The 12,014-nt window shown below is 59.4% G+C and carries 9 protein-coding genes; 2 read left to right on the top strand and 7 right to left on the bottom strand.

The features are described 5' to 3' along the window. The first annotated feature begins 294 nt into the window (after positions 1 to 294). Complete coding sequence (locus tag P5689_RS07835; protein ID WP_023978304.1) at positions 295 to 2,958, top strand: DNA translocase FtsK; 2,664 nt, start codon at positions 295 to 297, stop codon at positions 2,956 to 2,958. Positions 2,959 to 3,018: 60 nt separating this feature from the next. Beyond that, positions 3,019 to 3,708: an RNA pseudouridine synthase gene (locus P5689_RS07830; RefSeq protein ID WP_285532698.1), complete on the top strand. Its 690-nt coding sequence runs from the start codon at positions 3,019 to 3,021 to the stop codon at positions 3,706 to 3,708. Here the strand turns inward: P5689_RS07830 and P5689_RS07825 are convergent. The 7 genes from P5689_RS07825 to P5689_RS07795 form a co-directional block, all read right to left on the bottom strand. After that, positions 3,681 to 4,700 (bottom strand): glycosyltransferase, encoded by a 1,020-nt coding sequence (locus P5689_RS07825; protein WP_023978302.1) that lies wholly within the window; start codon positions 4,698 to 4,700, stop codon positions 3,681 to 3,683. The genes P5689_RS07830 and P5689_RS07825 overlap by 28 nt on opposite strands. Positions 4,701 to 4,702: 2 nt before the next feature. Next, a complete protein-coding gene (rfbD, locus tag P5689_RS07820) occupies positions 4,703 to 5,605 on the bottom strand; it encodes a dTDP-4-dehydrorhamnose reductase (protein ID WP_023978301.1) in 903 nt (300 codons plus the stop codon). Next, entirely contained in the window at positions 5,602 to 6,162 is a 561-nt protein-coding gene (rfbC, locus tag P5689_RS07815; RefSeq protein ID WP_062163628.1) for a dTDP-4-dehydrorhamnose 3,5-epimerase, read from the bottom strand. The genes rfbD and rfbC overlap by 4 nt, the downstream gene beginning before the upstream one ends. Before the next feature lie 10 nt (positions 6,163 to 6,172). Continuing rightward, complete coding sequence (rfbA, locus tag P5689_RS07810; RefSeq protein ID WP_035444338.1) at positions 6,173 to 7,084, bottom strand: glucose-1-phosphate thymidylyltransferase RfbA; 912 nt, start codon at positions 7,082 to 7,084, stop codon at positions 6,173 to 6,175. Beyond that, positions 7,081 to 8,136: a dTDP-glucose 4,6-dehydratase gene (gene rfbB, locus P5689_RS07805; RefSeq protein ID WP_023978300.1), complete on the bottom strand. Its 1,056-nt coding sequence runs from the start codon at positions 8,134 to 8,136 to the stop codon at positions 7,081 to 7,083. The genes rfbA and rfbB overlap by 4 nt, the downstream gene beginning before the upstream one ends. Positions 8,137 to 8,607: 471 nt before the next feature. Further along, entirely contained in the window at positions 8,608 to 9,885 is a 1,278-nt protein-coding gene (locus P5689_RS07800; protein ID WP_035444374.1) for an MATE family efflux transporter, read from the bottom strand. 321 nt (positions 9,886 to 10,206) lie between these two features. Next, positions 10,207 to 11,991 carry a DUF885 family protein gene (locus P5689_RS07795; RefSeq protein ID WP_285532696.1) on the bottom strand — a complete coding sequence of 595 codons (1,785 nt, stop codon included), beginning with the start codon at positions 11,989 to 11,991 and terminating at the stop codon, positions 10,207 to 10,209. Positions 11,992 to 12,014: the final 23 nt, after the last annotated feature.

Raw genomic sequence — 12,014 nt, 5'->3', positions numbered from 1 at the left:
GAGGGGAGTGCCTGTCACGAAGCGCGCATAATGGGGCACGTCCCGCATGCAAGCATATGAGCCCCTGCGCCGATCAAGACAGGACCGACGAAGGACTCTCCCCGAGCGCGTTATGGGGGAGGGCCATCCGAGATATCATGCACCCCGAATAACGGCAGATTGCCGCCTTTTTTGCTCTCGTCTCTCCATGACGTTCCGCTATAGTTCTGCCACACGACACGTATAGATCCAGACGATGCTCGATGCCCCATGCGCGGGGTATGACGTATTGCGCAAAAACAGGAAGACGCGAATTTGGCCTCGTTCAGCCGCTTCTTTTCATCAGGCACGACAGCGCCACGGCAGCGCGGCCCGTTTCAGGACAGGCTGACGGAGCTTGGCGGGTTCATATTGCTGGCCCTTGCCCTGGCGCTGGGCGTGGCCCTGTGGAGCTACAATCCGCAGGATCCCTCATTCGACACAGCCACGACAGCGGTACCGACAAACCTGCTGGGTCAGCCCGGCGCGACGCTGGCCGATGCCCTGGTGCAATGGCTGGGTCTAGCCAGTGCATTGCCCATTATCGTCATGCTGTGCTGGGCCTGGCAGATCGTACGCCACCATGCGCTGAGCGTGCCGATCCTGCGGTTCATCGCCTTTTTCTGTCTTTTGCCTGTTGCGGCCGCGCTGATTGCCACCTTGCAGGTCCTGATACCGGCCTTGACCACAAGCTGGCCGTCTCGCGCGGGGCTGGGGGGGCAACTCGGGCTCGTTCTTGCTGATCATCTGGTCGCGACTGGCCATGCAGCGCTGGGGCGAGCCGGCGGCGTAGTGTTTTCGCTGCTCGGTCTGCTGCTGACGATCCTGCTTGTTCCTTTGGCTGTCGGATTGCGTCGCAGCGAATGGCGCGCACTGTTCCGCGGTGCCCGTTCCGTTGGCCGCAGCTCCGAAAATCTGGCGCGGCGCATGGGCAACAAGGCCCGCCACTCTGCACCGCCGGACTGGAGCAGCTATGAGCCGGTCGAGGCCAACGCCTATCGCCACGAGCACCCCTACCCTACACCAAGACGGAGCCAGGACACCGCGCGCGCACCGTTCATCCCGGCCAATACCGGATGGTTGCAACCCCCTGACAAGATAGAAGAGCCGGTTCCGGCCCTGCGCCAGCAGGCGACAAACCCGCAACCGGCACCGGCTCCCGAACCCGCCCCTTCCAATCCCTATGCCATGCAGCTGGCCCAGATCGCCCGTGATCAGGACAGCGCGCCACGGCCTGCTGCCGTCACGCGCTATGCTGAAATCGAGGACGCGGCCCCGTTCACCGAAGATCACGCCCCGCCACCCCAGCAGGAGGAAGAGCCAAGGCGCGGGTTTTTCGGTTTTGGTCGCGCACGCTCCGAGCGTAGCGCTCAGCCCCAGCCTGCACCCGCCGCCCGTCAGGGTTGGGAGAATACAGGCTGGCAGCCGCCATCGCTGGGTCTGTTGCGCAAGGCGCCCGCTCATGGCGGCAATGGCCCGTCCAATGAGGTCTTGCAGGCCAATGCCCGCCTGCTGGAGCAGGTTCTGTCCGATTACGGTGTGCAGGGTCAGATTGGCGATATCCACGCCGGCCCGGTGGTCACGCTTTACGAGCTCGAACCGGCACCCGGTATTCGCTCGGCCCGCGTGATTGGTCTGGCGGATGATATTGCGCGCTCGCTTTCGGTGCTGAGTGTGCGTATAGCCACCGTGCCGGGGCGCAATGTCATTGGTATCGAAGTCCCCAATGCCTCGCGCGAGACGGTGTATTTTTCGGAGCTACTGGATACACCTGAATTCCATGAACCGGGGGCGCAGCTGCGTCTGGCGCTTGGCAAGGACATTGCGGGCAATCCGGTTTATGCCGATCTGGCCAAGATGCCGCATCTGCTGATTGCCGGTACCACAGGTTCGGGCAAATCGGTGGGCGTCAATGCCATGATCCTGTCGCTGCTCTACCGGCTCACGCCGGAAGAGTGCCGCCTGATCATGATCGACCCGAAAATTCTCGAACTCTCGATCTATGACGGGATTCCGCATCTGCTGACGCCTGTCGTCACCGAGCCGAACAAGGCGGTGGCTGCGCTCAAATGGACCGTGCGCGAGATGGACAAGCGCTACCGCTCCATGGCGCATCTGCAGGTGCGCAACATCACGGGCTATAACCAGCGCGTGCGTCAGGTCCGTTCGACGGGAGAACTGGTGACGCGTCGCGTGCAGACCGGTTTCGACCCCGAGACCGGCCAGCCGGTTTTCGACGAACAGCAGCTTGCGCTCGAGACAATGCCGCATATCGTGGTCGTGATCGACGAAATGGCCGATCTGATGATGGTGGCAGGCAAGGAAATCGAAGCTGCGGTGCAGCGTCTGGCGCAGAAGGCCCGTGCGGCCGGCATCCATGTGATCATGGCCACGCAGCGCCCCTCGGTCGATGTGATTACCGGTACCATCAAGGCCAATTTCCCGACGCGTATCTCCTTCCAGGTGATCAGCAAATTCGACAGCCGCACCATTCTGGGTGAACAGGGTGCCGAGCAGCTTCTGGGTCAGGGTGACATGCTCTACATGCAGGGCGCGGCCCGTATCACCCGTGTGCATGGGCCTTTCGTAGCCGATAGCGAGGTCGAGGATGTGGTGGCCGATCTGCGCAGCAAGGGCGAGCCTGTCTATAACGACGAGGTGATTTCCAGCCTCGAGGATGAAGGTGGAAGCGCCTCGTCGAGCGGAAACGGTATGGGTGGCGGCAATTACGATGCCGAATCCAGCCTGTTCGATCAGGCTGTCGATCTGGTAACGCGTGAGGGCAAGGCCTCGACCTCATTCATCCAGCGTCACCTGTCGATCGGCTATAATCGCGCGGCCAAGATCATCGAGCAGATGGAGAAGGAAGGGATCGTGAGCGCTGCCAATCATGTGGGCAAGCGTGAAGTCCTCGCCCGCCGTCAGCGCGACGAGGACTGACCCCCCTCCCCTGCCCTGACGCCGTTTCATGCCCAGCCTGTACGATGACTGACCGCCCCAATGCCTGACCGCCCGATGACCGACCATGCGATAAGCGACCGCTTTCCCTATCCGGTTCTTTATGAGAGCCCGCGCCTGGTCGTGATCGACAAACCTGCCGGGCTTCCAGTCCATCCAGGGCCCAAGGCACGCCATTCTGTCGAGGCGCTTTTTCCCCTGCTGTCGCGTCGCAAGGATGGCCCGTGGCTGGTTCACCGCCTCGATACAGACACCTCCGGCTGTCTGATGATTGCCCTGCGCAAGCAGGCCCTTGTGGAGGCACAGGCGCTCTTTGCCTCAGGCAACGTCCGCAAGACCTACTGGGCGGTCGTCCATCGCGGTCCGACGGAGAATGAAGGTCTGATCGACGCTCCCCTGCGCAAGGTAAGTACGCAGGCTGGCTGGCATATGGAAACGCACCCCGAAGGACAAAGCGCCCGCACCTCATGGCGGGTTCTGTCCCGTGGCAGGACGCATGCCCTTCTTGAACTGACCCTGCTGACAGGGCGCACTCACCAGGCGCGCGTCCATTGTGCGCTGCTGGGTTGCCCCATTCTGGGTGATGAACGCTATGGCGGCGGACAGGGTGCCCTGCACCTCATGAGCCGCTCGCTCGATCTGTCTTTGCGCGATGATCAGGTGAGTGCGCGGGCAACCCCTCCTGGTTTCATGCGCGAGAGCTGTCAGGCTTTCGGACTGGAATTGCCGTAAAGCAGGAACCACAGCCGGAACAGCCACGTCTCGGCCATACGCTGGCGCACAAAGCCGCGTTCCTTGATCAAAAAACGCAGTCGCTCCCTGATGCCGCCGCCCAGCGCCTCGCGCAAACGCAGAAGAAATGCCCGTGATTCCGGCTTGAGATGTACCGAGAGATCGGGTTGCAGAAGATGCGTCATCAGCGCGACATGAAGGGCCATGAACGATTTGGGGCCGCGCCGTATGGCACGCAGGCCACGGGTCAGGATTGAGCGTTCGACCCCGACTGCATTGCGACGATGCTGCCGGTAAAGCGCCACACAGCGCTCATCGAAGATGAATTGTCCCCCCATACCCAGAACGAGGGCGTAGCTCCACCAGTCATGGAGTATACCCATGGGTGGCAGGGTGGAACGTATCAGCGCAGCCGCCGCCGAGTTGAGCAGGACAGTATGGCCCGTGGCCAGGTTCTGGATGAGAGCCGTACGAAAATCAGGCTGACGGCGAAGCGGTAGCGAAGGTCCCAAAACCGTAAGAGACTCATCGGTCAGAAACTGACGCGCACAATAAAGGGCAGGTCCCTCGCAGCCGCTCAGGGCCTGACGGCCCCATTGCAGTTTCTCGGGAACCCAGACGTCGTCCTGATCTGCAAATGCGATCAGCGCATCCGGAGGTGCCGCATCGAGCAGAAGCGCATAGGAAAGGGCAACACCGATATTGCAGGGTTCGGCGTCAATTTCGACGCAGCGCCCCTGACCACGATGCTCCTGAAAGGAGAGCATGATGGCGCGTGAGGCATCATGCGAGCCATCGTCACGCCAGTAGAGGCACCAGTTGCGTTCTGTCTGTGCCAGGAAGCTGTCGAGTTGCTGGTTGAGAAACGCCTCACCATTATAGACAGACAACAGAATCGCAACGGGCGGCACCGAGGCCGCCCGCTCCGTATCACGCCCCCCCACCGCATAAAGATGCGGTGGTGAGGTCAGAACACTATTGCCCCGCGCCACGCTCAGGCCGACTGCGCCGCAAAATGCTCGTCAACAGCGCGGGCAACGCCATTGCGCCATTCAGGCAAGCGGATACCGAAGACCTGTTCGAGCTTGCTGCAATCGAGGCGTGAATCCTGCGGGCGCTTGGCCGGGGTAGGCCAGTCCTGCGTGCGGATGGCGGTCACCTCGACCGGCATCGTCTGACCATGACGCACGGCCTCTTCAAGAGCAGCCACCGCCAGTCCGTGCCAGCTTGTTTCACCTGTGCCACAGGCATGATAGATGCCGGCAAACCTGTCCTGCCAACCGGCCTTGATCTGGTCCGCAATGCCCAGAATGGCCTTGGCCAGATCATCGGCATTGGTGGGGCAACCATACTGATCGCCCACAACCTTCAGATGCGTGTTCTTCGCCCCGGCATTGACCATGGTACGCACGAAGTTCTTGCAATGCCCGGAATAAACCCAGGCCGTACGCAGGATCACGCTCTTCGGCTGCGCCTTCAGCACGGCCTGCTCACCTGCCGCCTTGGTGCGACCGTAAACCGTCTGTGGCGTGACAGGGTCGGTTTCGACATAGGGCGAGGCCTTGTCACCGGCATACACATAATCGGTCGAGACATGAATGAGCGGAATGTCCTGCGCCGCGCAGAGACGTGCCAGCTCGGCCGGACCGGTCTCGTTGGCGGCTTCTGCGCCCGCGATCTCGCTTTCCGCCAGATCCACAGCCGTCCAGGCGGCCGCATTCACCACCAGAGCGGGCGTGTAACGCGCCAGCGTCGCTGCCATGGTCTCCGGGTTGGCGAGATCGAATTCGGGACGACCGACAACGATCACACGATCTCCGCCAAGGGTCTTCAGCGACGTGGCGAGCTGACCTTGCCCACCCGTGACAAGGATCGTTTTTTCAGATGCCGTGCTCATGAATACTGGAACCATCCCTTGGCTTCAGTGAAATGGGGCGCAACCTGATCCTTGTCGGACAGAACAACCTCATCTGCGCTGATTGGCCAGTCAATGCCCAGATGCGGGCAGTTCCAGATAACCGCGCGTTCCGACGCCTTGTCGTAAAGCGACGTGCACTTGTACTGAACCTCGGTGTTTTCCTGCAGGGTCACGAACCCATGCAGGAAGCCCGGCGGGACCCAGAGCTGCGACCAGTTTTCCTCTGACAATTCCGCTGCAACCCACTTGCCGTAGGTGGGCGAGCCGGTGCGGGCATCAATTGCCACATCCCAGATCGCGCCCTTGGTGCAACGCACGAGCTTGCCCTGAACATAAGGCGCAACCTGGCAATGCAGGCCGCGCACGACGCCCTTCTGAACGGAAAGGCTCTGATTGTCCTGCACAAAGGTCAGATCGATCCCGGCCTCGACCATCTTCTGATGGTTGTAGGTTTCCGAGAAGAACCCGCGTGAGTCGCTGAAGCGCTGCGGCGTGACGAGGATGACGTCAGGAATGGCGAGACGTTCGACTTTCATGAACCTGCTCCTAGTTGCGGCCAGAATGAGACTGGTTTGCCAGCTCGAGCAGCATGCGGCCCAGCTCGGTCTTCTTCTTCGCGTTGCCCTGAATCATGAGCTGTTCGCGATCAATGAAGCCCATGCGATAGGCGACTTCGGTCGGTGAGCCAACCAGCATGCCCTGACGGGACTGGATTGTCTGAACGAACAGACCTGCCTGCATCAGGCTGTCCGGCATACCGGCATCAAGCCATGCACAGCCACGACCCAGACGATCGACCTGCAATGTGCCTTCTTCCAGATACATCTGGTTCAGATCGGTAATCTCGAGTTCACCGCGCGGGCTCGGCTTGACCTTCTTGGCAAATTCCACAACGCGATGGTCGTAGAAATAGAGACCGGTCACAGCCCAGTTCGACTCAGGCTCTGTGGGCTTCTCGACAATACCAAGGGCACGGCCGCTCTCATCGAAGCTGACCACGCCATAACGCTCGGGGTCGCGCACCTGATAGGCGAAAACCGTTGCCCCTTCGGGACGGGACGCTGCTGCGCGCAGCAGCACGCCCAGATGGTCGGCAAAGATCAGGTTGTCACCCAACGCCAGAGCGCAGGGCGAGCCATCGATCCAGTCTTCTGCAATGAGGAAGGCCTGGGCCAGACCATCGGGAGAAGGCTGCTCGCGATACTCGAAACGCACGCCGAACTGCGATCCGTCGCCAAGCAGGCGCTTGAACTGCGGCAGGTCATGGGGCGTGGAGATGATCATGATATCCTGAATGCCAGCCAGCATGAGCGTGGTCAGCGGATAATAGATCATCGGCTTGTCGTAAACCGGCAGGAGCTGCTTCGAGGTTGCCAGCGTCATGGGATGCAGGCGTGTGCCTGATCCACCGGCCAGAAGAATGCCCTTCATCGGCTTGGATGCAGCGATGGCGTTCATGCTTTTGTTCCCAGTCTCTGTCCGGTGTAGCGGCGGGCGCGAATGCCTTCCCACCAGTTGCGGTTATCAAGATACCATTGAACCGTGCGGCGGATACCCGTTTCGAAATCGTGCTTGGCCTTCCAGTCCAGAGCCTTCTCGGCGTGGCTGGGGTCGATTTCGTAGCGGAAATCATGGCCGGGTCGATCCGTCACAAAACGGATCAGACGCTCGCGCGGACCTGCCGGATCGGGCGACAACTCGTCGAGTACGGCGCAAATGGTCTTGACGACATCGAGATTGGTGCGCGGCTGACGGGCACCAATGGCATAGGTCTCGCCCGGCTGGCCCTGTTCAACGGCCTTGACCAGTGCCTCGGCGTGATCCTCGACAAACAACCAGTCACGAATGTTCTCGCCCTTGCCATACACGGGCAATTCCTTGCCCTCGAGCGCGTTGATCGTCACCAGCGGGATGAGCTTCTCGGGAAAATGCCAGACGCCGTAGTTATTCGTGGTGTTCGTCACGAAGGTCGGCAGCCCATAGGTGTGATACCATGCGCGCACGAGATGGTCCGAAGCAGCCTTGGATGCCGAATACGGGCTGCGCGGATCGTAGGGGGTCGTCTCGGTGAACGGCGGATCATCGAGCTCGAGATGCCCAAAGACTTCGTCGGTCGAGATGTGATGAAAGCGAAAGGCCTTCTGCGCTGCGGCATCAAGGGTCTGCCAGTAGCGACGGGCAGCTTCGAGCAGCGCATAGGTGCCGGTTACATTGGTCTCGACAAAAACGCCAGGTCCGTCGATGGAGCGATCGACATGGCTTTCGGCTGCCAGATGCATGACGGCATCAGGACGATACTCGTCGAACAGCTTCTGGAGCTCGACACCATTGACGATATTGACAGCCGCATGACGATAACGCGGGTCCGCCGCGACCTCGCCCACGGTCTCTTCCGAGGCCGCATAGGTCATGCAATCCACGTTGAGGACTTCATGTGAGGTTTGACGGATCAGATGCCTGACCACGGCAGATCCAATAAAACCACACCCACCTGTCAATAATATACGCATTGCTACTCTCAGTCACAGCATTCAATACAGGCAGCATTCGGGCCAATCTGCCCCACGCCGAGGGTTACTGATTACAATCTGAGGGGGCAGTGTGGAAAGATGATATATATAACAAAATGCGCTAGAGTGGCATCATATTGCTTATCTATAACAAATGTATGCCACAAGTCATAGTAAAATATATATTAAAATAAATGTGGCTATATATTTAGAAATTTCCCATATTTATTCTCAGATTTTTTATTTATATATTTGAATGATGGATTATATATGGATTTACCTATATTTTATAAATCAATATATAGATGATCATATGATTTTTACTGGATTTCTCTGCGGTTAATAAATCCAATACTTTAGTCTTGGATCATCCTTGCTGGGACCGCCTCCAGTTTTCGCTTGTGGCAATCAAAATAACCCGCGTGAGGTTACCCCCACAGAGGTCAACAGCGCGTGATTGCCATTCAGCATTCATATCCTTTTGATCACCCTAAAGGCGGTCAGCGCAGCAAAGCTGCCAAACAGAACCACACCCAGCGACTGCCCGACCAGAATGCCTATCGGACCATAATGTGATCCGATCCAGACAAACGGGATCGTTCCCAGCGTGGCCCGGCCCCAATTGAACGCGGTCGAATAGAGCGGATGGCCCAGATTATTGAAGGCCGTATTCGAGACGAACAGCAGCCCCACAAAGAAATAACTCGCCACCAGCCAGCAGCAGAACAGCGTGACGATCCGGATTGCCACCCCCTTGGAGGCGAACAGGTGCAGGATAGGGGTGTGAAATGCAGCCAGAATGGCCCAGGTGAGCAAAACACAAAGTCCGGTCAGCTTGAGCGAGGCATAGAGCGTCTCGCGTACCCGGTCTTTCTTCCCTGCCCCAAGATTCTGCGACATGATCGGCCCGACCGATCCGGTCAGGGCAAAAACGAAAGCAAAGGCGACCGGCACGATGCGATCGATCGTCGCCTGCCCGGATATTGCCTCCAACCCGAACCCGGACATAAAATGGGTGGTGAACAATCCACCAACAGGGGTTGCCAGATTTGTCGCAATGGCAGGCAAGGCCACAGCACCGATCTGACGCGTTGCAGGAGCAATGGCCCATAGGCGTGGCCATTCGAGCATACGGTGCTCACGCAGGCTCACGAAGCCAAACAGCACCACAGCGCTGCGGGAGAGAATTGTGCTGATCGCCGCCCCGGTCAGCCCCATATGGAACCCGAAAATCAGAATAGGGTCGAGAATCGCCGAGACAAAAGCGCCCACCAGCGTCACCTGCATGGAGCGACGGGCATCCCCCACACAGCGCAGCAACGCTGATTGCGCCATGCCGTAACAGACCAGGGGCAGGAATGGTGAAACCAGATGCAGGAACCCGGTTGCCTGCGCCAGAGCCTCTCCTCGCGCACCCAGCAGGGCCAGAAACGCCGAGGCGAAAACCGCTGTCAGACAGCCCAGCACGGCCGTCACCGCGATCATGACGACCATGAACGCCGAGGCAAACCGCCGCGCCCTGATGATCCGACGCGCACCGATGAGCCGGCCAATGACTGCCCCGAGCCCGATGGTCATGCCAATCGACACCGCTACCTGAACATAGCCCAGCGCAGCGGCAAAACCGATTGCCGCAGTCAGGGCCGGGTCATGCAGATGCGAGATATACCAGAAATTGAGCAGATCGACCGCAAAGACGGCCATCAGTCCAATAGCCCCTGTGCCCGCCATCACGATGACATGACGCATGATGCTGCCATGAACGAAACGCGCGGGTCGGGTGGCCTTCAGATCAACCGCAGGTTCCGAATCCTGAACCGTTGATGCATCAGGAGATATCTTGGCGGGGGAAGGAGCAGTCAGCGACATATCCTCCCGATCCTGCCCGTTTCCCGCCCTTCTGGAAACGACAGAAATCCCGAAAGATCTTTTTTTTGAAAGCCGCCCTATGGATCAGAGCGCTCAGGAACGAGTGCGAGGCTTTGCCCTGCCCTCATCCCTGCTCATGAAGCGTCGCTTTTACAAGAGCGACCATCCACTATCGAGGCGAGTGCCCGCGCCTCCAGGGTCTTACTTTTCGCTTTTCACTGTCTTGATCCAGGCATCCACCCGGTCGGTAAGAAGGTTAAGCGGCAGGGCGCCACCGGAGAGAACGACATCGTGGAACTTGCGGATGTCAAATTTCGGTCCCAGTTCCGTCTTTGCCTTTTCGCGCAGGCGAAGAATGGTCTGCTGGCCCAGCATGTAACCCAGTGCCTGACCGGGCCAGGCAATATAACGGTCGGTCTCGGCCTGCATGTCCGGCTCGCTGGTGGGCGGATGGGCATGGAAGAATTCCAGCATCTGGGCGCGGGTCCAGTGCAGGTCATGCACACCGGTATCGAGCACCAGACGATCGGCACGCAGCAGCTCGCCATTCAGGCGGCCATAATCGCTGTAGAGATCCTTGTAAAAGCCCAGCTCCTTGCCAAGACCCTCGGCGTACAGCGCCCAGCCCTCGATATAGGCATTATAGAAACCCTGCTGGCGAAAAGGCGGCAGCGGCAGGGATTGAGCGGTGGAGATCTGGAAGTGATGACCCGGAACACCCTCATGATAGGCGGTATCCTCGATCGTGTAGATATCGCGCTTGGCGAAATCGCCGGTGTTGACGAACACGATGCCGGGGCGTGAACCATCGGGCGTTCCCTGATGGTATTCGGCACCGGCAGCCTCAGCCTCGCGATAGCGCTCGACGGGGCGTACTTCCAGCTTCGTGGTCGGGATCTTGTCGAAATCGCGGGTAAGGGCGGGCTCCATCTGCGCGATATACTTGCGGTACAGATCGATGATCTGCTCGCGCGACGTTGCGTAGAGCTTGGGATCCTTGGCTACCGAAGCGCGCAGGGCTGCAAGGTCGGCAAAGCCGAGCTTATGAGCGATCTCGCCCATTTCACCCTCGATCCTGGCAACCTGATCGAGCCCGAGCTGATGGATTTCCTTGGGGGACATGGTGGTGGTGGTCAGGGTGCGGATGTCGTAGCGATAAAGCGCATCACCACCGGGGAGGGCCCATACACCATCCTGAGCGCGGCCATGCGCTGTGTAGCCCTGCTTCATGAAGGTCGCGAGGCGCTGATAGGCCGGGCGCACATCATGATCGATAGCCGTCAGAATAGCCTTGCGGAGTCGCGCCTGATCGGCAGCGGGCACAGCGACCGGGAATTTCGTGACGGGTTCGCCAAACGGGCTCTTTTCGCCAGCCGGTGCCGCAATCTGCTCCACCTGCTGCTCGGCCTTCTCAAGGAGGAAGCGCGGCGGCATCAATCCGTCTTTCTCGCCAAGACGCGCCAGGGCGATCACCTGATCGATCGCCTTGGGGATGGCGCGCAGGCGAGCAAGATAATCCTCATACTGCTTCGTGGTGTCGAAGGGGATGCTCGAAACGAAACCCGGATATTCCAGCTGGGCACCATTCATCTGGTCGATCGGCATCTCATAGGTCTTGAGACGGATCCCTTCGAGCGTGTCCTGGATCTGCTGAATGATCATCGCGCGGCTGATCTGTCGCTGGTCATCGAGTGACGCTGGCGCGATAGCCTCGAACTTCTTCAGAAAGCCTGTCAGAACAGGCACGGACCCCTTGATATGGGCGAGGGACAGATCGCTCCAGCGGTCATTGTAACGGTAATCACCAATCGATGTCGCCAGTTCAGGCGCGTTTTTGAGCTGGTACTGCCACTCCTCATTCAGAAGGCGATCGAACGCGGCCGCAGCTTTGTTGTCCGACGGAGCAGGGGCCGCGAGAGTCGTTGTCGAGGCAAGAAGGCAGCCAAGCCCCATCAGGGCGAGGCGTGAGGAGCGGGGGAATCTCATAAGCGTCGGATCTCCTGAAGCGC

Origin of the sequence: Asaia sp. HumB, from assembly GCF_030263835.1 — a bacterium.
In the GTDB taxonomy this organism is placed as follows: domain Bacteria; phylum Pseudomonadota; class Alphaproteobacteria; order Acetobacterales; family Acetobacteraceae; genus Asaia; species Asaia bogorensis.
This window is presented reverse-complemented; position numbering and strand designations above follow the sequence as displayed.